Source organism: Laceyella putida (assembly GCF_042665195.1).
In the GTDB taxonomy this organism is placed as follows: domain Bacteria; phylum Bacillota; class Bacilli; order Thermoactinomycetales; family Thermoactinomycetaceae; genus Laceyella; species Laceyella putida.
This window is the reverse complement of sequence record NZ_JBHTBW010000020.1, coordinates 1-24,936: the sequence shown is the minus strand read 5'-3', so window position 1 is coordinate 24,936 and position 24,936 is coordinate 1. Positions and strand designations below refer to the sequence as shown.

General features: G+C 47.5%; 21 protein-coding genes and 2 pseudogenes. 11 read left to right on the top strand and 12 right to left on the bottom strand.

What is annotated here, in order from left to right; all coding sequences use genetic code 11:
• The first annotated feature begins 56 nt into the window (after nt 1-56).
• Genes ACFQNG_RS07930 through ACFQNG_RS07915 form a run of 4 tightly spaced genes read left to right on the top strand, consistent with a single transcriptional unit; the run spans nt 57 to nt 4,187 of the window.
• Nucleotides 57-1,661: a spore germination protein gene (locus ACFQNG_RS07930; RefSeq protein ID WP_379864378.1), complete on the top strand. Its 1,605-nt coding sequence runs from the start codon at nt 57-59 to the stop codon at nt 1,659-1,661.
• Nucleotides 1,658-2,785, top strand: a complete 1,128-nt coding sequence (locus tag ACFQNG_RS07925) for a GerAB/ArcD/ProY family transporter (RefSeq protein WP_379864377.1) — start codon at nt 1,658-1,660, stop codon at nt 2,783-2,785. The genes ACFQNG_RS07930 and ACFQNG_RS07925 overlap by 4 nt, the downstream gene beginning before the upstream one ends.
• Entirely contained in the window at nt 2,782-3,963 is a 1,182-nt protein-coding gene (locus tag ACFQNG_RS07920) for a Ger(x)C family spore germination protein (protein WP_379864376.1), read from the top strand. Before ACFQNG_RS07925 ends, ACFQNG_RS07920 begins: the two co-directional genes overlap by 4 nt.
• Nucleotides 3,960-4,187, top strand: a complete 228-nt coding sequence (locus ACFQNG_RS07915; RefSeq protein ID WP_379864375.1) for a hypothetical protein — start codon at nt 3,960-3,962, stop codon at nt 4,185-4,187. Before ACFQNG_RS07920 ends, ACFQNG_RS07915 begins: the two co-directional genes overlap by 4 nt.
• 453 nt (nt 4,188-4,640) lie before the next feature.
• On the opposite strand, the gene ACFQNG_RS07910 is transcribed toward ACFQNG_RS07915, so the two are convergent.
• The 5 genes and pseudogenes from ACFQNG_RS07910 to ACFQNG_RS07890 form a co-directional block, all read right to left on the bottom strand.
• Entirely contained in the window at nt 4,641-5,753 is a 1,113-nt protein-coding gene (locus ACFQNG_RS07910; RefSeq protein WP_379864374.1) for a Ger(x)C family spore germination protein, read from the bottom strand.
• Nucleotides 5,750-6,844 carry a GerAB/ArcD/ProY family transporter gene (locus tag ACFQNG_RS07905; protein WP_379864373.1) on the bottom strand — a complete coding sequence of 365 codons (1,095 nt, stop codon included), beginning with the start codon at nt 6,842-6,844 and terminating at the stop codon, nt 5,750-5,752. The genes ACFQNG_RS07910 and ACFQNG_RS07905 overlap by 4 nt, the downstream gene beginning before the upstream one ends.
• Nucleotides 6,828-8,293 (bottom strand): annotated as a pseudogene (locus ACFQNG_RS07900) (spore germination protein); the annotation flags it as partial. The pseudogene ACFQNG_RS07900 and the gene ACFQNG_RS07905, both read right to left, overlap by 17 nt.
• Before the next feature lie 497 nt (nt 8,294-8,790).
• The gene (locus ACFQNG_RS07895) at nt 8,791-9,054 is read right to left on the bottom strand and encodes a hypothetical protein (protein ID WP_379864371.1); all 264 of its coding nucleotides are present in this window, start codon (nt 9,052-9,054) and stop codon (nt 8,791-8,793) included.
• A 310-nt stretch (nt 9,055-9,364) separates the two neighbouring features.
• Nucleotides 9,365-9,826 (bottom strand): pyridoxamine 5'-phosphate oxidase family protein, encoded by a 462-nt coding sequence (locus tag ACFQNG_RS07890; RefSeq protein WP_379864370.1) that lies wholly within the window; start codon nt 9,824-9,826, stop codon nt 9,365-9,367.
• Nucleotides 9,827-10,100: 274 nt separating this feature from the next.
• Here ACFQNG_RS07890 and ACFQNG_RS07885 point away from each other — a divergent pair, with 274 nt between their 5' ends.
• On the top strand, nt 10,101-10,349 hold the full coding sequence (locus ACFQNG_RS07885) for a TipAS antibiotic-recognition domain-containing protein (RefSeq protein WP_379864469.1): 249 nt from the start codon (nt 10,101-10,103) through the stop codon (nt 10,347-10,349).
• Nucleotides 10,350-10,557: 208 nt separating this feature from the next.
• Here the strand turns inward: ACFQNG_RS07885 and ACFQNG_RS07880 are convergent, their stop codons facing one another.
• On the bottom strand, nt 10,558-11,718 hold the full coding sequence (locus ACFQNG_RS07880; RefSeq protein ID WP_379864369.1) for a S8 family peptidase: 1,161 nt from the start codon (nt 11,716-11,718) through the stop codon (nt 10,558-10,560).
• 564 nt (nt 11,719-12,282) lie between these two features.
• On the opposite strand from ACFQNG_RS07880, the pseudogene ACFQNG_RS20930 reads away from it, so the two are divergent.
• A pseudogene (locus tag ACFQNG_RS20930) lies at nt 12,283-13,882 on the top strand (fibronectin type III domain-containing protein).
• A 205-nt stretch (nt 13,883-14,087) separates the two neighbouring features.
• Here ACFQNG_RS20930 and ACFQNG_RS07865 read toward each other — a convergent pair.
• On the bottom strand, nt 14,088-14,642 hold the full coding sequence (locus tag ACFQNG_RS07865; protein WP_379864365.1) for a DJ-1/PfpI family protein: 555 nt from the start codon (nt 14,640-14,642) through the stop codon (nt 14,088-14,090).
• Nucleotides 14,643-14,886: 244 nt separating this feature from the next.
• On the bottom strand, nt 14,887-15,972 hold the full coding sequence (locus ACFQNG_RS07860; protein ID WP_379864364.1) for a nitric oxide synthase oxygenase: 1,086 nt from the start codon (nt 15,970-15,972) through the stop codon (nt 14,887-14,889).
• A gap of 271 nt (nt 15,973-16,243) precedes the next feature.
• Between ACFQNG_RS07860 and ACFQNG_RS07855 the strand changes: the two genes are divergently transcribed.
• Nucleotides 16,244-16,495 carry a hypothetical protein gene (locus ACFQNG_RS07855; protein WP_379864363.1) on the top strand — a complete coding sequence of 84 codons (252 nt, stop codon included), beginning with the start codon at nt 16,244-16,246 and terminating at the stop codon, nt 16,493-16,495.
• 192 nt (nt 16,496-16,687) lie between these two features.
• On the opposite strand, the gene ACFQNG_RS07850 is transcribed toward ACFQNG_RS07855, so the two are convergent.
• From ACFQNG_RS07850 to ACFQNG_RS07840, 3 genes are all read right to left on the bottom strand, one after another.
• A complete protein-coding gene (locus tag ACFQNG_RS07850; protein ID WP_379864362.1) occupies nt 16,688-17,269 on the bottom strand; it encodes a hypothetical protein in 582 nt (193 codons plus the stop codon).
• A 128-nt stretch (nt 17,270-17,397) separates the two neighbouring features.
• Nucleotides 17,398-18,456: a hypothetical protein gene (locus ACFQNG_RS07845; RefSeq protein WP_379864361.1), complete on the bottom strand. Its 1,059-nt coding sequence runs from the start codon at nt 18,454-18,456 to the stop codon at nt 17,398-17,400.
• A gap of 18 nt (nt 18,457-18,474) precedes the next feature.
• Entirely contained in the window at nt 18,475-18,879 is a 405-nt protein-coding gene (locus ACFQNG_RS07840) for a hypothetical protein (RefSeq protein WP_379864360.1), read from the bottom strand.
• Nucleotides 18,880-19,164: 285 nt separating this feature from the next.
• Here ACFQNG_RS07840 and ACFQNG_RS07835 point away from each other — a divergent pair, with 285 nt between their 5' ends.
• The 4 genes from ACFQNG_RS07835 to ACFQNG_RS07820 all read left to right on the top strand — a co-directional run bounded on the left by ACFQNG_RS07835 (nt 19,165) and on the right by ACFQNG_RS07820 (nt 23,074).
• Nucleotides 19,165-19,653, top strand: coding sequence for an SMI1/KNR4 family protein (locus ACFQNG_RS07835; protein WP_379864359.1), 489 nt, complete (start codon nt 19,165-19,167; stop codon nt 19,651-19,653).
• A gap of 48 nt (nt 19,654-19,701) precedes the next feature.
• Nucleotides 19,702-20,295, top strand: coding sequence for a kinase (locus tag ACFQNG_RS07830; protein ID WP_379864358.1), 594 nt, complete (start codon nt 19,702-19,704; stop codon nt 20,293-20,295).
• A gap of 416 nt (nt 20,296-20,711) precedes the next feature.
• Nucleotides 20,712-22,049, top strand: coding sequence for a DUF2267 domain-containing protein (locus tag ACFQNG_RS07825; RefSeq protein ID WP_379864357.1), 1,338 nt, complete (start codon nt 20,712-20,714; stop codon nt 22,047-22,049).
• A gap of 155 nt (nt 22,050-22,204) precedes the next feature.
• Nucleotides 22,205-23,074 carry a YwqG family protein gene (locus tag ACFQNG_RS07820; RefSeq protein WP_379864356.1) on the top strand — a complete coding sequence of 290 codons (870 nt, stop codon included), beginning with the start codon at nt 22,205-22,207 and terminating at the stop codon, nt 23,072-23,074.
• Between the two features lie 503 nt (nt 23,075-23,577).
• On the opposite strand, the gene ACFQNG_RS07815 is transcribed toward ACFQNG_RS07820, so the two are convergent.
• Nucleotides 23,578-24,135 (bottom strand): GNAT family N-acetyltransferase, encoded by a 558-nt coding sequence (locus tag ACFQNG_RS07815; protein ID WP_379864355.1) that lies wholly within the window; start codon nt 24,133-24,135, stop codon nt 23,578-23,580.
• Nucleotides 24,136-24,936 lie beyond the last annotated feature (801 nt).

The window sequence follows — 24,936 nt, the reverse complement described above, 5'->3', positions numbered from 1 at the left end:
TTTTTTATCCTCTTGTTTCCCGGTGTGTTTTATTTTTTTTACTTTAGTACAAAATAATGAAAAGGAATCAAAAGGAAGGAGCCTCATCCATGTCCGGGTTCAAAGGATTTCGCAAGCGCAGAAAACGGAAGAACAGCGGAAGTGATCCGGTCATTCCCAGCACGGGGGAAGATTTGCGGGTCGCCCTCCATCCCGAGCTGGAGAAGAACCGCCGGGTAATGAAGGATTTGTTCGAGCGGTGTTACGACGTCACATTCCGTCCCTTCCGGATCGGAAAGGAAATCGAGGCGGAAATCGTCTACATCGAGAACATGGCCGACATCAAAGAACTGAACGATCACGCCCTGGCTTCCTTGATGAAAGCCTCCCTCACCCGTCCGGAGGAGATTGAAGGGTTCCTTCGCGAAGAATTGCCCGTCGTCTCCGCCAAACCGGTTCAAACCTTTGACGAGTGCGTCAAGCAGGTGGCGGCCGGTGATCCCGTTCTGTTCATCGACGGATGGGACCGGGCACTGAACCTGGGGCTGCGAAAATGGGAAAAGCGGGGGATCAGCGAACCGGAGAGCGAACCGGTGATCCGCGGCTCCAAGGAGGGATTCATCGAGTCGGCCCTGTCGAACACCTCCCTGCTGCGCCGCAGAATCCAAAGTCCCCAATTGAAAATGGAGGAAATGCGGCTGGGCCGTTACACCCAAACCCGGGTCATCGTCGCGTACATCGAGGGAGTTGTCAACGAGGGCGTGCTGGACGAGGTGAAACGGCGGCTGGAGCGGATCGACATCGACGGGGTCCTGGAATCCGGGTATATCGAGGAACTGATCGAGGACAACCCCTTCTCGCCGTTTCCCCAGATAAACGTCACCGAGCGGGTCGACGTGGTGGCCGCCGACTTGTTGTCGGGACGGGTCGCCATCATTACGGACGGATCACCCGAGGTGATGACTGTGCCCCTCAGCTTCCCGACGCTTTTGCAGGCTGCGGAGGATTACTATGTCCGTTTCACTTATGCCACGGCCATCCGATGGCTGCGATACCTGCTGTTTTTCTTCTCCCTGACCGCTCCGTCCTTTTACGTGGCCACGATCACTTTTCACCCGGAAGCGGTGCCCACGGAGCAGCTCTTCAACTTCGCGGCGGCCCGGGAAAAGATTCCCCTCCCGACTGTCATTGAAGCGTTGTTGATGGAGATCGCTTTTGAAGCGTTGCGGGAGGCCGGTCTTCGCCTGCCGAAAATCGTCGGTCCCGCTGTCTCCATCGTGGGCGCACTGATTATCGGGGAAGCGGCGGTGACGGCGGGACTGGTCTCCGCTCCGGTGGTGATCGTCGTGGCGATCACCGGGATCGCTTCTTTCTCCGTTCCCCGCTATGCGTTGGGGTTTACCATGCGCATCCTCCGCTTTCCCCTGTTGATCCTGGCGGGGTCCTTAGGCATGGTCGGCTTTTCCCTGGGGCTGATCGCCCTCGTGGTCCATTTGGCTACGCTCCGTTCCTTCGGCATGCCATATCTCTCCCCCCTCGCACCGTTCCGGCTCGAGGAACTGAAGGATGCCCTCTGGCGGGCCCCACGGTGGAAGATGGATCAGCGTCCGAGCCTATCCCCCAACGACTACCGGCAGTCGCCGGACCAAAAACCGGGGCCGGAACAAGGAGGGGAGAGATGAAGATGAAAGGAGGAACCGGGATGATCGAGCGGGGACGCATCAGTGCCGGCCAGATGGCCCTGATCTTATACACTGGTTGCGTCGGCGTCAAGATTTTGACCGCGCCTCATCTGGCGGCCAAGTGGGCGGGACGGGACATATGGCTGACCCCCCTGGTGGCGGCCGTCAGCGGCGTCTCCTTTTATCTCGCGCTCAAGCTCCACCGGCGGTTTCCCGGGGAGACGATCATCCAGTACAGTCCCCGGATTCTCGGCTGGTTCGGCAAGGGGATCGCGCTGTTATACTTGGTCATCTACATCCATGCCTGCTCCTTCGTGATCCGGTATTATGGGGAGATTGTAAACGGCGTGTTTTTGCTGGAGACGCCCCCGGCGGTGGTGATGGGCGGGATGGCCTTGGTCTGTGCGGCCGCTGTCCGGGGCGGGTTGGAGACCATTGTCCGTTCCGCCCAATTCCTCACCCTGCCGGCCTTCGCCGTCTTGTTGACCCTTACGGTTTTGTCGTCGACGGAGTGGGAGGTCGATAACCTCTTTCCGATTCTGGAACACGGAATCGGTCCCGTGGTGAGAGGGGCGGTGAACCCGTCGATCTGGTACAGCGAATACTTTTTGGCCGCTTTTCTGCTGCCCTACGTGAAGGAACAGGACAAAGCGGGACGATGGGGTGCCATCTCCGTCTTCGGCTCGATGTTGACTCTGACGGTGTTCGATCTGATCGCCGTGTTTGTGTTGGGAAACCAATCGGCGACCTTCCTCTATCCGCTCTTTGAAACGTTCCGGCTCATCAGTCTGGCGGGGTTTTTTGAACACATCGATGCCTTTTTGCTGGCGATGTGGTTGACCATCATCTTCGCCAAGATCTGTCTTTTCCAATACGTCGCCGTTCTGGGATCCGCCCAGTGGCTGGGCCTGTCCGACTACAAACCCCTGTCGCTACCCATCGCCTTCATCCTGGTCGCCGTCAGCATCTGGACCGCGCCGAACCTCTCCTTTTTGAACCGATTCCTCGATGGGGAAGGCGTGTTCTACAGCCACCTGATTCAGGTGGTGATTCCCCTGGGGCTGCTGGCGGTGGCGGGGATCCGGAAAGTGAAGGGGACGAGGGAGGAGGGAAACGTATCATGAGAGCGGGACGCCTGAAGGGAGCCGGGAAAAGGGCCTTGTGCCTGTTGTTGATAGCCTCCCTCCCGATCCTCCCCGGTTGCTGGGACCGGAAGGAATTGAACGAGATCGCCCTGATCCGGGCCCTCGGAATCGACCGGACGGAGGACGGGCAGATCGAAATGACGCTTCTGCAAGCGATTCCCCAGCGGGTGGGTACGGACAGCGGCACTGGAGGAGGGGGCAAACAGCAGCAAATGGTCCTTTCCGCACGGGGCGTCACCATCCCCGAAGCGCAATCCAAATTGCAGGAAAAAATGGGGCGTCGCATTTTCATGGGCCACCAAGAAGTGGTTGTGTTGGGGAAGCGGCTGGCCAAAACGGGGATTTGGGAAGCGCTAGACTACTTTGCGCGCCATCCCGGGTTGAGGAAGGATGCCTTTGTGTTCGTGACCGAAAGTTCGCCGAAGGAGATCTTCGAGACCGTTGCGCCGGGGGAAACCATCTCCACGGGAACCCTTTATAAGATGGTGAAATTGGAGCGGGCGGTCAACTTGACCTTGATGCGGCTGCTGCAGGAGGTATCCGGTGACGCGGAAGCCGCGGGCATCCCCGTGGTGATGAAGGTGAACGACACCACTCTGGCCATGGATGGTACCGCCGTCTTCCGGGGGGATAAAATGGTGGATCACTTGGATCGGAAAGCGGCAGAAGGGCTGATGTGGATTCGGAATGAATTTACCACCAGGATGGTCAACACCCGTCTCCCAGGGGAAAGGGGATATGTCTCCATGGAAGTGGTTCGGTCGGAAATCGAGCTGATCCCGAAGATCGAAGGGAAGAAGCGGCGGATCCTCTTGAAGGTGACCTCCGAAGACGATGTGCGTTTTAACGGCACCCGTCTGACTCTGTACCATCCGTCGAACGTCGACCGGATTGCCCGGGCGATGGAGCGGATCCTTCGGGACCGTATCCGCCAGACGGTGGAAAAAGTGCAAAAAAAAGACCGGGCGGACGTCCTCGGATTTGCCGGAGCTTTCCACCGGGAATACCCCGAGGAATGGGCCAAGGTGAAGGATCGTTGGAATGAGCAGGTGTTTCCCCGATTGGATGTGGACATCCAGGTCCGTGTGCACATCCGCCGGCCCGGAGTGACCGACCGACCGGCGGGCCTGCCGGAGGAGAAGGTGAAGGAGCGATGAATTGGGCAAAAGTGTTGGGTGTCACGGTGGTCAGCGTATTGATCGTGCTGTTCGAGTGGCCGCTAATCAACCGGGGGCGTAAAAAGGAGAAGGCGGCCCTGTTGGTGTTCACCGTCATCGGGTGGGGATTGTGGCTGTTGCTCATCTATTTCCCAGACTTGCCCGGCCCCACCCATTTCGTGCAGAATTTGTTGCGCCCCCTCGGCAGGTTGTTGGGCGAGTGAGGGGTGGTCCGGGTGGAGACGCCACAGGTTTTGTGTCCGCGACAGATATCAAGTGAAAATCGCCGTCAAGGCCGCCAAGGGGGAAACAGTGGTCAAGCTCTATCCCGCCAAAAGACAACGGACCATCATCCATGAAACGGAGAACGGGTCCGAAAACATGTGTCGTCATCGGAGTATGACCAGACCCCGCGGCGGTGCCCGGGGTCTGAGTCCGTATGGCCCAATGGGTGGACGGATCATGAGGATTAGGAAACGTCGTACTATTAGCCAATAAGTATAATTTGTCGTTGGAAGAGATTGTCGAAGTACATAAAGAAAAGTTACAGAAGAGGTATCGGAAAATTCCGTCGAATGATTCTGGAGGGAAAGGCAAGGTCGATTGATATAAGTTGATTAATGAGGCATGGGTTCCCTTCAACCCATGCCCAGATATCGTTGTTCCCCGGCCTTCTCCTAATTGATGATCCCATGATCGATGATCTCCACATCCGCCTTTGCTTGAAATCGAATATGGGGGTATTCTTTCTCCAAATCGATCTTTTTCCAATCTTGATAATGATACGCCTTCAAGTTCCTGCCCACCCCAAATCCATCGAAATGGGCCCGCTGCATTTTGTTTAGGAGATGATTCATCTGATCGGTGAGCATCGCGGTAAGTTTTTGGTTTAGTTTTTTGGCCTTTTCTTCTTTGTCGAGATGATCCATCGGATATTCTGTCACGTTTACATTCAGTTTGGTCAAAAAAGTGACCTCGATCTTCTTGCCATGAACCGCCACATTCATGTTGGATTTTACTTTGTAGACGTCGAGCGAGATGAAATTGGCCTGATACGGATGCTTGTTTTGAAAGAGTTTCAACGTCAATATCGCGCTTTCTTCTTTTTTGCCTTTCATCAACAGGTACAGCATGGATTCGTTTGGGTTGAGGGTTCCCGCCATGCGCCGGCCATGGAACATGGACATTCCATCCACCTTGATATCTCTTCCATCGGAAACCAAATAGGGAAGGGCAAAATCCTGTCCCGGATCCAAGAGCATCGCTAAGATGGTCTCGATATTTTGCTCTTCCACAAGCGTCGCTGTTACCTTGGTATCAATCATTTCGTCCACATATTGCCCGATCAGGGATTGGCCGATTTGATTGATCCTCACGATATCTTGGGCACTTCCGCGGGCCACGGCGATATGCGCATTGAGGGAAGCCTTGGGATCCCTATATATAAGATCCAAAATCGGGTAGATATCGTCTTTCGCGACTTCTTCCCCCAAGAGCAGTGTACGCATTTTAGACGTCCTAAGCCTTCCGTTCACTCTCATATCGAGTTGCTTCCTTGCATCTCTTATTGACTTTCCCACTGCTTGAAAAGTCGTATTGGTAGGATTTCCTCCGCTGTTCGTCGGGGCATAGCGGACCGCTCCGGTTTCCAGGATGTCTCCCCCAGGCAACCGATCAATCCCAACCAGAATAACCATTCTGGCATCGCGCAAATAATCCTGATCCCAACAGCCCGTCAGGAAAAGAACGGTCAACATGGCGATCAACGGTGCCAGCCGCTTCCGTTTCATATGTCCACCCCCTCTTCTTTCCGCTTTCTCAGGAGCGAAACCAGCAGCAGAAAGGCGGGAAACGCAAAAATAAAGAGATAGCTGGTAAAGCTGAGCCATTTCGCAAACTGCGTAATCTCGTAGCGGTTCCCCGGAAATAAAGCGATGAGAAAACTGATGGCCCCGGCCAACCAAACACTCCATTGGTACTTCACTTTGCGGAAGATCGAAGCAATCCCTTTTCCGGCCATATACAAATAAATCATGTAAGTGGTGGTCGCCACCATCACACCGAACATCAAGAAAAACAAATCAAGCCGCTCCACCATCGGCAAGCGGAACGCTTTCAGCAAGTAAATGACGGGGTCCCGGATCAACGGCACCTCTTCCGGGGCATAAACGACCAAGCAAGTAAACGTAAGCAGCGCATAAATAATAACAACCACCCAGACACCCAGGGAAGCGGCTTTCAACTTGTCCTTGTCCGTTCCTTCCACAAAGGGGTAGGCGACCAGAACAAGCTCAAATCCCAACATGCCGATCGTGGCTTCGTATATCGCTTTAAAAATATTGATCCAGCCCGCTTCATCAATCGGAAGGATGTACAAATAATTGGCGTTCTGAAGCGGCCAATAGACCAGGAGGAAAATGGTGCCGAACCAAAACGAGACAAAAACGAGAAAGCGCGCAATGATCCGCAAATCGGAAATGACCAAATAACAACTCACCAACACCATCAGCAACATCAGGATCCAGCCCGGCGTCAAAAAATAAACCCATTCCTTGCTGATTCGGGTGTACAAATCCAACACCAGACTGCAAATGAGCAAAAAATATATAAGGTAGAGAAAGGAAATCACTTTTCCCAAAAATTTTCCCAGAATCTCCGGAGCAAATTCAAACAGGGTTTTGGTGGGGAACCGTTTATTCAACGCCCACATGATAAACAGAAACAGTTGCACAAGCAGTCCGGAGAAGATGATGGAGAGCACGCTCCCTCCCTTGGCCACCATTTGCACATCCCTTGGCAGGGAAACGAATCCCACTCCCACCATGGCTTGCATGATTACGAAGCTTAATTGTCCCGGAGTGATTTCAGCGCGGTTTTTCATTCTCTTTCCACTCTCTCGAAGTCCTCTCTTGGTTCAAAATTTGCGGATGCGGATCTTGCGGGCGCTCATTCAGTTTCCATACGGGGAAGCGGATGAGGGTATCTTTCATATCCCTGATTCTCAGGGGCATGATCGGCGTAAAGTACGGGGTCCCGAAACTTTCCAATTTGCACAGGTGGATAAAGATGACCATGAATCCGAACAAAATCCCCAAAATCCCGAACAACGCCGCCGCAATCATCAAGGGAAAACGCAAAATACGAATCGAGGTGCTCATGTCATTGGAAGGCACAACAAAGGAAGAGATGGACGTAAGGGCCACCACAATGATCATGGTGTAAGAAATGAAACCGGCCCGCACCACCGCGTCACCGATCACCAACCCCCCCACGATGCCGATGGTTTGACCAACCGGGCTCGGCAGGCGAATACCGGCTTCGCGGATCAATTCCATCGTCAATTCCATCAGGAGCGCCTCCATGAGGGGGGGAAAAGGGATGGTTTGCAACGTCCCTTGAATGTTATAAGCCAAATTGGTGGGCAAAACCTCCGGGTGAAAAGAAACGACCGTGATATAGGCCGCCGGAAGGATAAAGGCGATCAAAAAGGCGGCATAGCGGATCAAACGCACGAAAGAACCCACAATCCAACGGCTGTGGTAATCATCCGGTGTTTGGTAAAAGGCGAACAGAGTGATCGGAATGATCAGGGCGGTCGGGTCCCCTTCGGCAAAAATGGCAACCCTCCCTTCCATCAGATTGGACATCACCCGGTCAGGCCGTTCGGTGTTCAACGCTTGCGGAAAAGGCGATAAAGGCTGGTCCTCAATGTATTCCTGTATAAATCCCGGTGAAAGTATGGTGTCGGTGGAAATCGCCCGCAAACGCCGGTCCACTTTCTCAATCAGCTCCGGATTTGCCAAATGCTGCATATAGGTGATCGCAACCTTTGTTTTTGTCTCTTTGCCGATGTAATAATAACGGACAACCAGATTGGGATTCTGAATCCGCTTTCGCAAAAGTTGAATGTTGGTCGACAAATTCTCGATAAAACCGTCATGGTCGCCCCGAACGACCCGTTCATTTTGCGGTTCTGCAATCCCTCTTTTATCGGTTGCTTTGGCGGCGGCGAGATACACCGCCTTCTTTCTGTCCAATAGGACCACACACCAGCCGCTCAGCAATTTGGACACGGCATAGTTTAAATCGGCTGCTTTTTCGAGTTCGGGAGAGAGAATGACTTGATCCAACTCATCTTCATTGGAAGTCTGGATCGGCTCAATAATGTACCGGGTTATTTTTTCGCTGTCACACATAGATTCCAAATACAGCATAACCCCTTCACTATCCGCAAACGTTACTTTTCTTTCCGTCAGATCACCGGTGTTAAACAACTTTTCCTTTATGTACCGGACATTGTCCTCCAATCTGTTGGAAGGAGGTGCTTCCGCCTGAAGGGTGCTCTTTATCGTTTTTCTTTGCCCGTACCGGTTATTGTTGAACATGCGTTTAAAAAAGGACATTTCCCCCACCTGCATCCTCCATTTTCCTTAGATATTGCCTGATTGCACTCCGGTTATTCTAAAACGGGCGAAATAAAAAAGCAGATCCCGATGATCGTGGGCTTTATATAGTGAATGGGTGAAGATATTGTTCTGGCAAATATTGATCGGTTTTGAGTGGGGTTGTTTCTTAGAGAGGAATGATTGGAACCTGGAATGCCATATTGGAAACCTTTGCAATCACAAAAGAGCACTTGTAGTACTATGCAGCCGACCTAAGCCCGTTGAAAATAAAAAGAATCATCCGGGGCTCTTCTCATGAATAAGCTAGGTGAGTGGGATGAGATCTTGCTGGAAATGAAAGTTATAAATCCCTTGCAACCGCTCGGATTGAAGGGATTTCTTTTCTTTTGTGATTATCACCGGCGAATTGCCTGTTTGTTACTTAAAACCTTTCATTTACTTCCCAAGACTCCACGATCTGATGGGCGGTTTGCGGATCGTAGCCTCTTCCCATCAAATAGGCAATCGCCGCCACTTCGCGCAACGCGTGTTCGAATGAAGTGTATCGAGCTTCACGAAGACCATACTGGACAAAGGATTCCACCGCTCCCAATGTGGGGGCTTTCAGTCCCGGATAAAGGGGTTGCCGCGGATGCCGTCTCGGCTCTCTGGGGTAAAATTGGTGAGGATGCGGAGCATCAGACATGATATTCATCTCCTTTTTGAAAACAGATGGATTCATCATGCAGTATATGTGGAAAATCTTCTGATGCACTGCCCAAAAATGACATGATATTTGAAAGCGATTAGGCACTGAAAAGGTTTTTCCGCCTCCCCCATTGGTCAACTTGATTTGCCAGACACGCCCTGGCCGGGAGGTCCACACGAGATCCTTTGAAACCATGTGAGTCAAAAGAGAAACCCCCGGGAGATCCCGAGGGTTTTTTCGTGGTTTTCGCCATCATGTGTTTTGCGTGCGCAGTAGCATATGGACTTAGTCAATCATTGCTTCCGTATCACCTTAATAATTCCTCGATCGTTTCTTCCCAGCGTTTGATGACAGAGATGGAATCCTTCAACTCAATTCTGACTCCAGATGTGATGCCGGCGTATTTGGCGACGTCTTCCCGAACAGAGACAACGCTTGCCGCAAAGCGTTCCCGCTTGTGTTTTGCATGGGACAATGCTGCCAGCCTTTGCAGCGAAAGGCGCACATAGTGAGCTTTTCCTGCGATGAATGCAACGAGTGTCGCTTTCCCTGTCCGAATGATGTTCGCGGTGGTGGTGGTGGCGGGCCACAGAGCCAATCTGAGCTGGGTCGGGCTGGTGGCGATGATTTCACCCACACTGATCATGGCGGTATGGGGCCACAAGTCTTCCGTGACGGTTAGCAACATCATGGCCTCATGTTGTTTCGCGTCGAGGTTTTTTCCGTTCAAAAGTTGATATAGTTCCGGTGAAAGCTCTTGCTTATTCATCTTCATTCACCTTATTCCTTTGATAAACGATCTCTTCTTCGCGCTTCCTTGTCGCATCCATTCTTTGAACTTCGCACCCTTCATGAATCTGAAGGGTAAGAATCATGCGAACTTCAAGCATATTAAAATGGATGTGTTCTTCTAAGATAACATCTGTTCACCATGAGAGGGAAGGTTCGTTTCTCATCGGATGCAGAAACAGCTGCGCAGCCGATTGAAAGGGATATGTGAGATGCTACCGCCCGGCAAGATGTGAAGGCGGAAGAATAATCAAATTGATAGAGGTGATCTACATGAATGTGAACAATTCTACGAATGGAATGCATTGATTGGAAAGGTGCGCGCGGAGTTGGAGAAAGGCACGCCGCCTGAGAGTCCTGTGGTGTTGCGATTGGCCAAACGGTGGAAAGAATTGATCGACATGTTTTCCGCCGGAGACCCTGAGATCACAAAAGCAGCCGAACGTTTTCATGCCGAAAACCCGAATAATCCATTGCAGCGGAGTGGACGGGGAGCTTTATAAATATATCGGCAAGGCGTTGTCACACATTTAATGCGTAATGAAAAAGGCCGTATGCTCCACACCATAGAGAGCATACGGCCCTTCTTTGTTTTTTTCTTTCCGCTTCGATTGAACCGTGAAGGTGAAGGGGAGTCGGAGCGTCCATGAGTTGAGGAGGTGTGTAACAAATTCCCCGGTTCAACCTCAAGTCGCCTTTGTTGCTTGTCTCTTATTGATCCACTGCTTTCGCGGCATCGATTCTGCCGTGAATCCAATCGGTGCCTGTGCCGGGGATCTTTTCCGCCGTTCCTTCAATGGCTTTGCGAATGTCACTTGCGCTTTTGCCTTGAGAAGCGAGGAGCGCCGCTTCACCGGCGACGAGAGGGGTGGCCATCGAGGTGCCGGACATGGTTTCATAACCGCCCCCGGGAACGGTGGATAAGATGTCCACGCCGGGAGCCGCCACATCCACCCAGTCGCCAAAGTTGGAGAAATACGCTTTGAGGTCGTTTTGGTCTGTGGCCGCTACCGCAATGGCATCGTCATAATAAGCGGGATAGCTTGGCGCGTTGGTTGACTCATTGCCGGCTGCGGCCACAATGACCGCTCCTTTGCCGGCTGCGTATTTGACGGCATCCTCCAGGGCTTTTGAATTTTCTGATCCGCCCAAGCTTAGACTGATGACCTTCGCGCCGGCATCAGCGGCGTGGGTTATCCCACTGGCCACAGAATCCCAAGTGCCGGAGCCGTTTTCATCCAAGACGCGTTCCGCCAAGATGGTCACTTCAGGCGCCATGCCGACGATTCCTTCATTATTGTCCGTTTTGGCCGCGGTGATACCGGCGCAATGCGTGCCATGGCTATTTTCATCCATTGGATCATTATCGTTGTCGATGAAGTCTTTCCCTTTTTCCACTTTGCCGGCGAGATCCGGGTGGTTGTAATCAACACCGGTGTCAACGATAGCCACTTTCACCTCAGAAGAACCTTTCGTCACATCCCAAGCGGCCTCTGCTCCCACCTTTTGCGGGGCGTATTGCTCCGAATATTTCGGATCGTTCGGGGTGAAGGCGGCATGAATTTCGCCGTTTGGCTCAACATATTCCACTTGGGGGTCTGCTTTGTAAGTGGCGATCGCCGCTTTGACGCTTTGCCCTTTCTTTACCGTAACCACCTGATAACCCAACTTGGGGTTGGTGGAGGTAACATTCCCTTTTGCTTTTGCATGGAGAGAAGCGGCCTTGGATGAAGAGGCACCCGGCTTGAACTTAACGATAATTTCCTGCGGATGTTGCTGTGTGGCCTCCGCATGCACACCTGGAATGGATGTGGAGACCACCATCGTTCCCAATGCCAAAGCGGCCACAATGGAAAGTGAATGTTTAAACATCAGCTCACCCTTTCAATAAATATAATATTTAACAAAATAAGAATAATTAAAAAATGTTACAAAAGTGTTTCCGGAATGATGTATTAATGTGGAAATTATTTCATTTAATCTAATGTATGTCTATTGATTTTTTATATTGAAATTGTATTAAGTTGCTTTTTTATAGGTTGTTTTTGGAGTTTATTTCAATTACAACCGATCGATGACAATAAATGAAGATGGAAATGTTAACTTATTGCTTTTGGCGCATTTACATAGAGGCTCAAAACCGTTTTCCAAAGACCGCCTCTTATATGTCATATGCATTCGCTATTGGTATATACTCCTCCTCTTTTTGTTCTGTTGTATAGACAACTCTACCAATATGGAGTAAACTACGAATAGATAGAAAATTATATTATGTAAAGAATATTTAAAAACAATACAAATATTGGGGTTTCATCGTGTGCCGTCCTGCAAAACACACATGTCAGGTGAAATTTATCCAGAAAAGGAGAGGGAGTAATGAGGTTCAGAAAAACGGGAAAGCAGAGGGTGTTGATCGTGGCGATCGTCGCTGTGTTTATGTTCAGCCTGTTTCCGGCAGGGGCGTCCACATCGCATGTCTCCGCGGCCACCTGTCAGGAGCCGGCATGGAATGCGGCAACCGCCTACACCGGAGGCACGCGCGTATCATATAACGGCAAAATTTATGAAGCGAAATGGTGGACACAAGGTGAACAACCGGATTTGAGCGGCGAATGGGGTCCATGGAAATACATCGGCGACTGTGGCGGCGGAGTGGTTGATACGGAAGCGCCTTCGGCTCCTGCCGATTTGACGGTTGCCGACACCACCAGCTCCAGTGTCTCGCTCTCGTGGAAGGCGTCAACCGATAACGTGGGCGTATCGGGGTATGACGTATACCGCGGCGCGACGCTCGCCGCAAGCACAACGGGGACCACCGCGGTCGTGACCGGATTGGCCTCCAACACAACCTATTCATTCACCGTTAAAGCCAAAGACGCAGCGGGGAATGTTTCCGCGGCGAGCAATCAAGTGAGCGCAACGACGAAGCCCGGCGACTCAAACGAGGTCACGCGGAGGTATGTGGCCTACGCCAGTACGTGGAACACAAGCATCTACGACCTGAAACCAGAGAATATTCCCAATTATATCACGAATGTGAACCTTGCTTTTGCGAGACCGGATACGGCCTATCGCAAAGGTGCTTACGAGTTTGACCAAGCGGTTGCCGGCTTTGAATTCGTCGAAGGCGCGACGACCAACAACCAACACCGGACAGAAGAAGTTCACCTCTCAACAGGCGCAGGACCTGCGCAATAACATCGCGGCACTGAAGGCGCGCGGCACAGAGGTTTGGATTTCGGTCGGCGGCTGGGCATACAGTCAGGGCAGTCAGTGGGCGAACTTCAGCGCACCGCGTGTGGTCGACCTGGCGCTTGATTTGGGCGCTTCCGGTGTCGATATTGACTGGGAGTCCAGCGGCAGCAGCTGCAACAAGCTGGAGGCGGCTCAGTTCAGTTGCTCCAAAGACGGTGAGATCGCCGGTATCATCACCAACCTTTACAACGAGATCCATTCGCGCGGGGTGAACCTGAAAATCTCCATCGCCGGCTGGTCGACGGGCGCTTATTATGTCAAGGGCACGCCGTTTGAAGAAGGAAAGGTGCAGTGGGGTTCACCTTTCGGCGGGACGATGTACCGCGTCGTGAAGGATCACGGCAGCAAGATCGACTTCATCAACCTGATGTCCTATGACGCAGGCGATTACTATGATCCGCGCGAGGGGTACGAGTCTTACCGCGCCATCTACAACGGTCCGATCAATATGGGCATGGAGATCGCTCCCGAGGGAGCCGGCGGAGCCGTTCTGGAGGTAGCGGCGCCGGCCGGTACCGTATATGACGCGGACATGCTCACCGGGCAGAACAACATAGCGACGTAGTACTACAATGTCGAGACCATGGTCAAATATATCAAGAACAAGGGCAGATCCAACGACGGGTTCATGATCTGGCAGCTCTGGAAGCAGCGCGTCCATCAGCCGGCCCCTGCCGGAGCGGCGACAGAGAACAGCGCCGGCCAATACGTGTGCCGGAATTTGCCGCTGGCGGGAGACTGCAACCAAACGATCCCGAACCTTCCCAAGCTCACTCCTTAATCGCCAAAAGGAGAAGGAGGCGAGTTTGTTCTCCTTCTCCTTGCCAAGAGGCCCACATAAAAAGCCCGCGGGCAATGCCATCAAATAAAAACAAAGCCACAATAACATTAAAGCGCTATTCATTCTATATTTTATATGGAAAGAATAGCGTTTTTCCGATGTTGATATTTGTTTTCTCAGCTTGATAAGCTGTGAATGTGGAGTCTCAACTGTTTTCAACTTGACGGATAAATTCGCGCATCAATTCTGGCAAGTTGTTCCATGCGTGACCGGAGATGAGATTGCCATCGATGTGCGTTTGTTTGTCCACGTAGGTTGCGCCGAGTGCTTCGATGTCAGGTTTGCAGGCGATATACGCCGTCATTTCCCGGCCTGTGATTAAATCTTTGATGGGGGAGAGGGAGATTCCTCCATGACAAACGACCATGATCGGTTGGTTCTTCTCAAAAAATGGGCGCAGGATGCGACCGTAATCCGGATGGAGGCGAATATATTCGGGCGCTCGGCCGCCTGGAATGATGAGGGCGTCATATTCATCCGGATTCACCTCGGCGAATGATTTGGTGGCTTCAAGGCCATAGCCCTTTTTTTCGGTATAGGTTTCCCAATCTTCGAAATCATGCACAACGGTATGGATTTTTTTCCTGGTCGGAGCGGCGATATCCGTTTCATACCCTTGTTCCAAACAGCGGTAGTAAGGATAATACACTTCCAATGCCTCGACAGCGTCACCGGTAACGATTAATACTTTTTTGGCCATAACGATTCCTCTCCTTTATGATCAAAGGTGGGTTGTTTGGATTATACCATCTCTTTCTCTCCATGTGTGGAATTTAAACCACTTTTTTATTCTTTGGGTTTAAATAGCCGGAAAAATCGGCCTCGTCCCAACCGCAGGCGGATTTTTTCACTTCCACTTCGCATTCCTTTTTTGGCCTGCTTCGATAGCATGGTTCGTTTGGAAAAACAACCGCCTTACCGATGAGGTGAGACGGTTGCGGATGTTATTCATAAGGCCGCGGTTGATAAAAATAATTGGGGGTCACGATTTTATCTTCGTATTGGTGATGGAAGATATGCGTGGTGGCGGGGGAAAGGGGAGGGATCAGCCATGTCCAATCTCCAGTCAAGTCCCGATCGGCCTTCATTTCGTTTTTTTCAAATACTTTAAACTGCTGGGCCGCCGTATGATGATCGACGATGGTCACACCATGCAGCTTGAAGGAATCCAGTACGGCAACATTCAGCTCGACCAGGGCGCGGTCTTTCCACAGCGTGGAGTTGGAGCGGGTATCGAGGCCCAGGTTTTTGGCTATGCGCGGAAGCAAGTGATAGCGGGATTCATCCGCCAAGTTGCGCGCCCCGATTTCCGTGCCCATATACCAACCGTTAAACGGGGCGGCCACGTAGCTGATGCCCCCGATTTCCAAACGCATATCGGCAATCATCGGGACGGCGTACCACTTGACTTGCAAATCGCCGAACAGATCATAGTGGGGATGGCGAATCGGCACTTCAAGGATAAGCTTTTTGGGTATCTGCATATAAAGCGGTCGTTGGCCGTTCACTTGGATGACCAAAGGCAATGGATCAAACGGCGTGCCTTCCCCGCGCCAGCCCATCGCAAGGCAGACCTTGGTGAAAGAAAGAGAGGAAGGATCACCGATGACGCCGTCACGGGTTTGGTATCCCGCATAGCGGATGAGTTGGTGATTCCATATTCGCACAGGCGCCCTGCCATGGATTGCCGGCCGAAAGATGGTGATGGTGGGGCGGATTTCCCCTCCGTTGGTCGCATAGTCAATATGATGCAGCAAGGCTTGAAAAATATCGGCTTCCTTTTTCAAATGACGGGCATCAATCACGCTTAACCGATTCCAAAACAAACGCCCGATGCACCGGTTTGAGTTACGCCAAGCCATTTTGGCGCCATGGGACAATTCTTCATATGTATGCTCATAATAGCCATATTGATCGATGTGCCGTTTCACTTCATGTACTCTCGCTTGGGTTTCACTGACCGATTTCCCCAATTCGTGATAACAACGCCGAATGAAAAGTTCCGCTTCGTTGAATAGATGGCTGTTCATGGGGGAGCGGGAACCCTCCTTTTTTAATATAATGTATAGATTCACATTAATCATATCAGCTTGATATGATCTGGGAAATGGCAACTTTTAATATAGAATTGTTTGCTTCAGATGATATATAATCCTTCTATTGTTTTTGTTAAATGTTTACCCATGCGACTCAATGGACACGAATCCGGATGAATGGGGGTGAATGATGCTAAAAAAGAACTGAGGCAAACGTTCGTTGCCTAAGTTCCGCCTTGGGATGTGCACCGTAAAGGTGGTTTCTTTGTCCGTTTGGCTGGCCACGGCGATCCGCAGGGTGAATGGGAAAATCATCGGCCCTCCGCCAAAGGATGAACAAGATCCAGGCTATGTGGATGAAACCTATCCCGGCTACTTGATGTATGTGCCATGTGGCCGTCAACATGATCAGGGGGAGAGCTGGACGGAGGTGTACAAGCAAGAGGTGTGGTATTTTGATTGGGTGTTGAAGAGGAAAGGGATGGTTAATTCAAAACACCTCCGAATGGCTAGATGATCCATTAAGGAGGTGTTTTTCTGGGCACGAGTTATGAGTGTAAGTTTATCATGAAACGGTTTGATAGAATGCAGTGAGTTTTGGAACATGTTAGCTGAATGAAGGGAACACAGTGGTTTGAGCTAAATGATGAACTGCTCAATTGGCATTTTGCTAAAGTATAATTAGCAAAAGACAGCTTAGCGGCTTGCCTTAGTCTATTTTGTCTTGATCACCCCAATCATGACCAATTTGTCCCCGATTTTGACTGAAGTCCCCAATAAAGGCGTTGTCTCCGACATTCCCTTCGATATGGATAGAGATGCCCATAGATTTTTGCGTTTCCAATTCCATTTTCATATTGCTGAGTTCCATCATGATCAAGTTGAGAAATGGAAGAATGACTTCATTGATAAAGTTTCGAACCGCTGATTTGCGACCAACTTCTTCTTTCACCTTCACATTTTTGATGAATTTTTCATCGAGTAATTCATCCTTATCCCGATACGGATAAATGGCCTCAAAAATGGTAAATCGTCGATAAGCAAGGCGCAAATACTTGAACAAAGCAAAATTAAAGGCAATCTCTTCATCGTCGTCATCAGGGGTGGCCAATTTACGGTCAAAGATGATACCAGCCTCCACAGCGGATTTAATATCATAAAAACGGACGGTACGTTTCCTTACGAGTTCAAATACTAACGGCTGTTTATGAACGAATTTAATAATGCTGCGGATATAATTATAGAAGCCTTCGGGTGGAATATATGGCGAGCTGTTCCGCAAATACTCCAAGTTATTCATCGTATTGTTGATATCATTGAGCATCTGGGTCCGATTCGAATCAGGCCTTTCCTTTTCGAGCAAGGACTTCACCCACCTCTCCTGAAACGAATTTACAATGGGAATGGAAAGGGCATCTTTCACAGCGGTAAGAGATAGGGATGAAACCTTCTCTGTTCTGTTTGTAAGGTCTGTTCAAAAAATTTGATCGTTTTTTGCGTCGTTTCCGTTTTGTCATTTACGTAGTAAGGAGTCGTGTGGTTTTTATAAATGATCTGGCCCTCTACCTGATTTTCGTTAAAATACCTTTGCAATAAGATGATCTGTGCGAATAACCGTATCAGATGGTAAGGTTGAGCGCGTGGGACATAATAGGGAAGAGTCTCTTGTGAACGATCCATCGTAATGATTAATTTATCTTCTTCATCATCGTATCTCCACTGTATATCATCATCCACCAAGGTGATTTGATATTCTTGCTCTTTATCTTCCACAGTGATAAATTCGATGAAAGGAAAATGGGGTTGCGTGATTTTGGATAGCAATTGCTCTTTCATGCTTTCCATCTGTTCTTGTTTCTGCTGTCTTTCTTCCAATGCTTGATGATATTCCTCCATTTGTTGTTGGTACATATCATGATCGTTAAACCATGACCAATGAGCTTTGCGCTTTCTGAACTTAATAAAAGCGAGCAACAATAAGATATATAGAGGTAGGGAATAGATGATCTTCGGTCCCATTCCGATTAGCAACACAAAACCAATCAACAGGAGAATGAGCGCATTCTTTTGATTTTTCTTCCATTTCTTCGCCAACCAATGAAGGGGGTCTTTTTCACTAAAATACTGAATGATTTCTTTCTTATTATTCCATGCCAACCAAGCACAAACCATAAACAACATCAAATAGATGACGGTCGGATTTGTTAGCGCGATAATAGATTGAATGATCAACAGCGCTTGCAACACCAGATAGCCAATGAGCCAATACTTTATCTTTGTCTTTTTGTTTTTATTGACTTTGGGTTTCTTTGGTTTGGGTGGCAGTTCAAACGACTGGAGAGCAAACCATTGTCTATGAAGGGTTTCGGCTTCGTTCACATCGATTTTTTTCCGCCGGCTCTCACTTTCCCGCCATCGTTCTGAACAATAGAGATATTCCTCAATTTCTTCGGTGTGGATATATCCGTGCATTCCCATCGTTTCCCCTCCGGCAAGCTACAGGAATAAACTTAATATTTGCGAGATGGAGCCTACATTTGTTAATAAGGGGGAATCAGCCTTCAATTTCGATTTTATGTCGTCCAAGTGAGTGACAAGGGATTTCAGCACAGCGCGTTTCGGCTTTCCTTCTTCGATAAAACGATGATTTAATTCCATCAATTCAAGGGATTCTTCTCTTTCTTCTGTTGAAAGCTCCTTGCTCTGTTCGGTCAAATGGGAAAATTCTTCAATCAGTCTTTTTAACTCTGCCACCTTTGATTCCTTTTCCAGTTCCGCATTGACGCGGTTATGGGAGTTGATCGTCCCTTGGTTACGTGAAAAGTCTCCAATCATCGCGTTGTTTCCGACATCACCCCCGACATGAATGGAAAAATTGGTTCGCTCCGCTTCTTTGTTCATTAAATTTGCCTCCTTTGATGTTGAAACCGATCCAAACGTTTGGTATGATTTTATTATAATAAACTGATTTATGGAAATCAACACAACAATGGTTATTTGACTGAAAAACCTATGCCGAATCGATAAAATTCGGCGTGAAACAAACCTCTTTTGTGATCATTCAATTTCACCTTCTTTACTCGTAAATTGTGGACTCGTTGGAAGAATTTGTGCGCAAGTTAGATGCACAAGAAAATTACTATCATGTGGAATGAAAAAAGCGAAGCTTAAAGGAGGAAGTCAAACATGAAGGATTATTCTTTTTTAAAAAAGTACATTCTGCGGTCAGAAAGCGATCAGGCTCCGGGGCAAAAGCACACGTTTTATCCACTTGATCAAAGTCAAATCATAGAAGCCGAGAACAGAATAAATCGAACATTTCCAAGAGAATTGAAAGATTTCTTTGAGCAGATTGGCTATGGTTTCATGTGCAAAGACGGGAAAAATCTCTTCACTAACCGGTTGATGGACCCACATTCGATCGCTGATTTGGTGTTGGGCGAGAATATTTATGAGGATTACTATTTAATTGATGAACTGGAAGAAGAGCCACATCTTTTTCCGTTTTTCGAGGTGGGAGATGACAGCTTTATTTTCTTGGATTTGAACCAACAGAGTGAGAAAGGGATCTGTCCTGTTGATTATGCCGGTATTAAAATCGCAGATTCGTTAGAAGAGTTTATGCGAAAGCTGGATGCGCAAGAGAATTACTATCTTGCTGTTGATGTGGATTGATATCATCCCACTGTATGAAAACGCTTTGATTTCTGAGGAGATGGTAGTTTGGAAGACAATTTATCGGTTTTATTAACTTTTATCCCCAAAATAGAGAAGGGAAATCGATTTGTTTTGGGCATAGATGGGTTAAGCCGTTCAGGAAAAACTACACTCGCAAATAAGCTTAGTCAGGTATTGCAAGAGAAGAAAATCCAAGTTTGCGTCTTTCACATGGACGACTACATTGTAGAGCGTGAAAAACGTTACAATACTGGGCATGAAGAATGGTTTGAATATTACCACTTACAGTGGGATGTTGAATGGCTAAAAGATCATTTGTTCAAAAAACTGAAGGTGTCTAACCAGCTTAACCTTTCGATATATGATGATGCAACTGACACACATAGTACGCAGAAAATAAAAATTCCTGATACTTGCGTTATTATAATAGAAGGGATTTTTCTCCAACGTAGAGAGTGGAGAGGTTTCTATGATTGTTTAGTTTACTTGGATTGTCCAAGAAATAAGAGATTTTTACGTGAAAGGGACTCCACCCAAAAGAATATTGAAAAGTTTAGGAATAGATATTGGAAAGCAGAAGACTATTATTTAAAGACAGAAGCTCCAACAGAACAAGTCCATTTGGTTTTAAAAAATTAGGTCACCGTACATCGTCATCAAGTTAAGTAAATGAAATACTCAAAGCATTAGAAAAGATGGCGATTGATTAATGTGAGGTAGCATCCGGCCATTTTGTCGCCGTCTGCCCAAGAAATGGCAAAATGACTTGAGATGCCACTTAGAAAACAGTCTTTTTCTGTCGCATGCCTGGGTGATGATCGGTAGCTATATTCCTGAGAATGCCCCTGCCGTTTGAAATGGTGGAGGGCTTTTGTTGTTAAAAACAGAATGAAGGCAAAAGGTTGAAATAAATGATGGATGTTATTGATCAGGCAGATTATTCGATATAAAATAGATCTGTTGGCGAACATACGTTTTGTTGCGGTCCTTTTCACAGGAATAGTGGGATCGTTCCATTCGCTTTATGATAATTTCATTAGATAGGCGGTACATTCATGATGGATTGGTCGAAATATGAAGATTTGTCTAAACAGTGGATCGAAAAAGGTAAAGCATACGCATTTGCGGTAAACGAATATAATAAAAAAGTTTTTTCACAGGGATATGATGCGGACGTGAAGCCGCCTGAAGAAACCCGTGCGGAATTGGCTCGCACCGTGTTGGAAGTGATCCATGAAGCCAATCGAACAGGAGAGATAGATCAGTTGCGAGCGTGGTTTCCACCGGCCTATGCTCCTTTTATCCCATGGGTTGAGAAAAATCAATCATATCTGGATTCATTATTTATGATTGATGAAGATCTTATCTGTTTTCGAAAAAATTCGTTTGAAAAAAGCCCGCAAGCGTTTATCGTTAATGGACAGAAATGCTCCATTCTGGACAAGGTATTGTGTGTTGGAAGGTCGCCTGACCGCCGTTTTTATGCTTTGGCATATATTGATCGCATTGAGCTTTATGAAGGATGGAATGGTGTAAAAGTTTGCCAACTTCATTGGCCGAAACATCTGGAAGGGCTTGAAGAAACGAAAGAAGTCGTTGCGGGACAACCAGCGCCATCAATCACTTCGCTGCTGGTTTTTCCTGATGGGAAGAGAGTACTCTTGTTGAATCGATCCGGTTTGTTTGTCATAGAAGAAACGAAGGCATTTCGAATTCATCCTGATCGTGCGGATATAGAAGAAATGTTCGCGGGGGATTGGGCAAATGATGAACATCCATTGTCAGTCGATCTCAGTATGGAGCATGTTGCCATGTCGCCTGATGGGAAGTATATTGCTGTGGGAGATCAAGCGAGCAACCATCGGATTTTGGATGCTTCCTTTCGGGAAATAGCGACGATTGCACCATCATCCAGTTATCCGCATTATGCGATATTTCGATCCGACAGCAAGCAAGTGGCTTTCAATTCCTGTCACTTCTATAACGGTGAAACAGTTGGTATTTCTCTGGATCATTTGTCATTAACAAAAAGGGGATTTTCTGACATCCATGATCGCACGGAGGAAGATGACGTTGTATTGAATGGATATTGTCGCGTTTATGCCGGAGTATCAGTAGAGGATCGATACATATTTGGCGATGCTTACGGCTTTATAAACGCTCATCACAGCAATGGCGAGCTGTTGTGGGATTTCCATGTCGGAGGGACGATAACCGGGATGGATGTGAGTGAAGATGGAAGGAAGATCGTTGTGGGTACCTATGGCGGCATGCTACATCTCATTCATCTCGATACAGGGGAAGTTGATCCCTTCGCGATTGGTTTCTCTACCAACAAGGAGTTGAGAAGATGGTTGATGTGGGATGAGCTGCCGCAGCCGCTTGTGTGGTGAATGGTTGTATATGCTTTATATCCACATGAAAATATATGATCTGTCTGTTTATCAATGCCAAATCGAATGCTCCGCTCCGAAACATCGAACACATACTGTATTTTCATAACTTAGGCTTGAAGGACAGAGCAACGAAGTAACGGGGGGAATTCAATATGAAGGAAAAAATAGAAAAGCTGATTGAACAAAGTGATTTGTTATCTGAACTTAAGCCAGAGATAAAAAGGCTTCTTTCCTATACCATTGCCCTGGATTTTGAAGTGGTTGAACCTGGATCATTGCCGACAGGATCGTCAAAAATCGGAGGGCGGCCTGAGCTGCCACCTGACTTTGAATGGCCATGGGTTCACGAGAAGGTAACATTAGTAGAAGAGAACGGGCCAGTTGAGAAGGTATTCAGTAATCCCTTAATGTTTGTTGCTCAAATAAACTTAGCTGATTTAGCGGCCATTAAGCCTGATCTGTTTCCGAACAATGGTATTCTCTACTTTTTCGATGACTACAACGGGTCTGAAGAGGGGTGGAAGGTTATTTACTATGATGGACCGATGGATAATTTAGTGAGAATCAAGCATCCAGAAGAAAATGAGGAAGAGAAAATTGATTTGCGATGCTACAATGACATCCGTTTAAACGAATGTAGCATTCGTTTTTGCCCAGAATGGATGCTTCCACTAACTGAAAATGAGAAGGTATGGAGCATCATGAGTCCAGAGCGGTTGGGGGATCGTTATCAAGAACAAAAAGAGATATATAACAATCTACTGGATCAAATACGCTCTTTGTCGCCTAGCCGTTATTTTCATCGTATTCTTGGATACCCTGACGCTTGGGAGGTTTGGGATTTAACCTATACTGGTGAGCAAGAAAAAGAAGAATGGCTTTTACTACTTCAACTTGGAGACGATAATAGAGCCATGATGTCTTGGGGGGATGGAGGCTGCTTAAACTATTGGATTCGCCCTGAAGATCTAAAAAATAAATATTTTAACAACATATACCGGTGGTGGGAACAAGGATGTTAAGATTCAAAGCCGCCAACGTTCATGTTTGTATCGGGCCTTGAATCTTACGTATGCGGTTGTTCTGGTACTCATAGACTAAGTGCCTACTGGCTGGAGGGAAGGTTAACGTGATAGGTGATGTGGTGGTCCAACCTTCCCCAAGCTGTGTCAGTCTTAGGGGGCATGTCTGATAAATATGTCGGCGGCTCCAAAACCGTTTTCCCATTCGCTTCACTTGTCCATCGGCGCTCATCGGGAAAAGGTTTTTCCGCTTCCTCCCATTGGTCAACTTGATTTGCCAGACACGCTCTAGGGCGTGTCTGGTAAATCGAGATGAGCGAATTTCTATTAGCCGGCGGCGGTTTTTGAGTCTTTATTTCGCGGTGCTTCATCGGATCCTCATGTTTTTTGATGGCTCCTATACGGCGTAATTATTCAGACACACTATAATCCAATCGTATTAGATTAAACTAAGTAAAAGGGATTGGCAATTACGAGACGCTATCTCAGAATAATTTATGTTTTTATTTCGGTAATTTAAACAAAGTCTCATATCGCTCATAGAATTCTTCCTTTAAAATGCCAAATAGATGAATATCATGCCGTTCACCGTTATGGATTTCATGTTTCCTACAAACCCCTTCCCGTTGAAAACCGACACACTCAAAACATCTTTGAGATCTGGAATTAAATCCATATATTTCAGCATAAATCTTTTCAAGGTTTTCCACTTTAAATCCGTAATCAACCATTATACGAATAGCCGTTCTTCCAATTCCTCGACCTCGAAAACCCCGTTCACCAATATTGATATATATAGTTGCATATCGATTTTGTCGATTAATTGATTCAAGTGAAATTTGTCCAACTAATCTTTCACTTACTTCAATGCCAAACACAACACAACCCTCCAGAGAGTTGTCTAAAATATTTTGTTCGAATTTCTTTTTGAATTGGGCACGGGATAGTTTTTTACCCCATGAAGAGTAAATGTCTAATTCATAATCGAGATGCCAATCATACATTATTTCAATATCTTCTGGTTCAAAAGGTCGTAAAGTGACACCGTTTAAAGAAAACATAATCAACTACCTCCTTTTGGTAAATTGAACTAACCAACTATTCTGTTAACAAGGGACGCTTTTTGAGTCTGCCTTCATTAAGTAAGGTAGCTAGACTCAGACTCGGACTTGTCTTTTATTCTTGCAAAGGGATGTTATACCCGTTGCGATTCTCCTCTACTTCCTCAGTCTTTCTTAACTTGATTAACGGCTTTAAGTTACTCCACTTTCGAAAAAACTCTCCTGTTTGCCTTTTGGTTATTTGGAAGTTGCTACCTATCTTATTCTTTCTCCGACCAATTTAAACGGGCCAACTCTTTCATATTTAAGACTAATCTCCTTTTCCTTATTTTTAAATGTGTCAATTAATTGTTTAATTTGCCTTTCACTAAGATTACCATTAATATTGATATTCGGGATTCTGCTTTTATCACTATTACTGTTATTTATTTCAGCCAATTTGAATATAGGATCTATTTCTTTAGTTCTTTCATTAAATGGTGCAACAATATAAAATTCCTTGTATTTCGTCAACACAACCTTATGAGTTGAGGTATTATTCTCGTACATTACATAATACATTGTTTGTCCAGCTGAATCTAATAAGCCAGTTATATAAGCCGATATAGCTATTATATAAATAGAAACTACCAATATATATATTGTGCGCAATATTTTGTTATTAAAAAATCTATTCAATATATAATAAACACTGATAATAAATAGGATAACAATCAACTCTAGGACAACAGAAATATTATAATGACCCCATACGCTTCCAGACGAAAGATAAAGTATAATGGAAGGAAGCTAGAAAGGGGT

Excerpts from the sequence above, each read along its gene's own strand:
- ACFQNG_RS07930 (WP_379864378.1), top strand. The coding sequence starts at position 57 with ATGAAAAGGAATCAAAAGGAAGGAGCCTCATCCATGTCCGGGTTCAAA.
- ACFQNG_RS07925 (WP_379864377.1), top strand. The coding sequence starts at position 1,658 with ATGAAGATGAAAGGAGGAACCGGGATGATCGAGCGGGGACGCATCAGT.
- ACFQNG_RS07920 (WP_379864376.1), top strand. The coding sequence starts at position 2,782 with ATGAGAGCGGGACGCCTGAAGGGAGCCGGGAAAAGGGCCTTGTGCCTG.
- ACFQNG_RS07915 (WP_379864375.1), top strand. The coding sequence starts at position 3,960 with ATGAATTGGGCAAAAGTGTTGGGTGTCACGGTGGTCAGCGTATTGATC.
- ACFQNG_RS07910 (WP_379864374.1), bottom strand. The coding sequence starts at position 5,753 with ATGAAACGGAAGCGGCTGGCACCGTTGATCGCCATGTTGACCGTTCTT.
- ACFQNG_RS07905 (WP_379864373.1), bottom strand. The coding sequence starts at position 6,844 with ATGAAAAACCGCGCTGAAATCACTCCGGGACAATTAAGCTTCGTAATC.
- ACFQNG_RS07895 (WP_379864371.1), bottom strand. The coding sequence starts at position 9,054 with ATGTCTGATGCTCCGCATCCTCACCAATTTTACCCCAGAGAGCCGAGA.
- ACFQNG_RS07890 (WP_379864370.1), bottom strand. The coding sequence starts at position 9,826 with ATGAATAAGCAAGAGCTTTCACCGGAACTATATCAACTTTTGAACGGA.
- ACFQNG_RS07880 (WP_379864369.1), bottom strand. The coding sequence starts at position 11,718 with ATGTTTAAACATTCACTTTCCATTGTGGCCGCTTTGGCATTGGGAACG.
- ACFQNG_RS07865 (WP_379864365.1), bottom strand. The coding sequence starts at position 14,642 with ATGGCCAAAAAAGTATTAATCGTTACCGGTGACGCTGTCGAGGCATTG.
- ACFQNG_RS07860 (WP_379864364.1), bottom strand. The coding sequence starts at position 15,972 with ATGAACAGCCATCTATTCAACGAAGCGGAACTTTTCATTCGGCGTTGT.
- ACFQNG_RS07845 (WP_379864361.1), bottom strand. The coding sequence starts at position 18,456 with ATGGGAATGCACGGATATATCCACACCGAAGAAATTGAGGAATATCTC.
- ACFQNG_RS07840 (WP_379864360.1), bottom strand. The coding sequence starts at position 18,879 with ATGAACAAAGAAGCGGAGCGAACCAATTTTTCCATTCATGTCGGGGGT.
- ACFQNG_RS07835 (WP_379864359.1), top strand. The coding sequence starts at position 19,165 with ATGAAGGATTATTCTTTTTTAAAAAAGTACATTCTGCGGTCAGAAAGC.
- ACFQNG_RS07825 (WP_379864357.1), top strand. The coding sequence starts at position 20,712 with ATGATGGATTGGTCGAAATATGAAGATTTGTCTAAACAGTGGATCGAA.
- ACFQNG_RS07820 (WP_379864356.1), top strand. The coding sequence starts at position 22,205 with ATGAAGGAAAAAATAGAAAAGCTGATTGAACAAAGTGATTTGTTATCT.
- ACFQNG_RS07815 (WP_379864355.1), bottom strand. The coding sequence starts at position 24,135 with ATGTTTTCTTTAAACGGTGTCACTTTACGACCTTTTGAACCAGAAGAT.